The 761-nt window shown below is 65.4% G+C and carries 2 protein-coding genes; both read right to left on the bottom strand.

Annotated features, from left to right (window positions below; translation table 11 throughout):
* Window positions 1–89, bottom strand: an 89-nt coding sequence (locus tag EN939_RS40140) for an excalibur calcium-binding domain-containing protein (protein ID WP_206528467.1), incomplete at its 3' end; no start/stop codon positions are given.
* On the bottom strand, window positions 52–761 hold a 710-nt coding region (locus EN939_RS36600), incomplete at its 5' end, for a thermonuclease family protein (protein ID WP_335930824.1). The genes EN939_RS36600 and EN939_RS40140, both read right to left, overlap by 38 nt.

The raw sequence follows: 761 nt of genomic DNA, 5'->3' as shown, positions 1-761 counted from the left end.
TCACACGCCTGCCCGTCGCCATCACGGTCCAGTTTGCCACCCCACGGACAGTTACTGAGATACCATTGAGCCTCGTCGCACGAGCTGATCTGCGAGCATTTCCGCCGCGGCTGGCAGGAATAGCTGCGCGACCTGGCGCCCGACGATGCCTAGGGATTGGCTCACTGCCGGCCTGGCGTTGTCTCCATACCCGGCCCGCCACTCCCACGGCAGTTGGAACTGTCCGACCCACAGGCCGACCTTCGCCGCCTCGGCCTTCGCCTGCTGCGCTGCATAGGCGCCACCGCTGTACTTGGGCCAGTCGAGCGCATAGCCGTTTTCGACCATCCATGCGGCCACACTGGCGCCATCCGCACGCCGGCAGTCGCTCACAAAGCGGTTGTAGCGGTCCCAGGCGATAAAGGTGCATGTGACCGGCCTCGAGGCGGCCAAGAACCCGTCCAGTGCTGCAGCGGCCTTCGCCCCGCACCGGTAGCGAACGCCCTTGGCGTCGTCGCATTGCTGGGCGGACTCGGGGGCGTCGATGCCATTGAAGCGGATGCGTTGCCCATGAATCTCGATCGTATCGCCATCGATGACAGAGGCGACGCCGGCGATCGGCTCCGGGGTACGTCCGATCCAGTTGGAAACGTGAAGGTCAGGGGAACTTTCGCTGTGCTGCACGGCGAACTGCGCGACGAAGGCGGCTGCCGCAGCAACCGTCACGAAGACCAGCCGCTTTGGGATGGCCGCTATTAGGCGGGCACGCCGACGCTGTGCAC

It is taken from the genome of Mesorhizobium sp. M7A.F.Ca.CA.002.05.1.1 (assembly GCF_003998335.1).
GTDB lineage: Bacteria > Pseudomonadota > Alphaproteobacteria > Rhizobiales > Rhizobiaceae > Mesorhizobium.
Note: the sequence above shows the minus strand (reverse complement) of the source record. Positions and strands in the feature narration are given on the sequence as shown.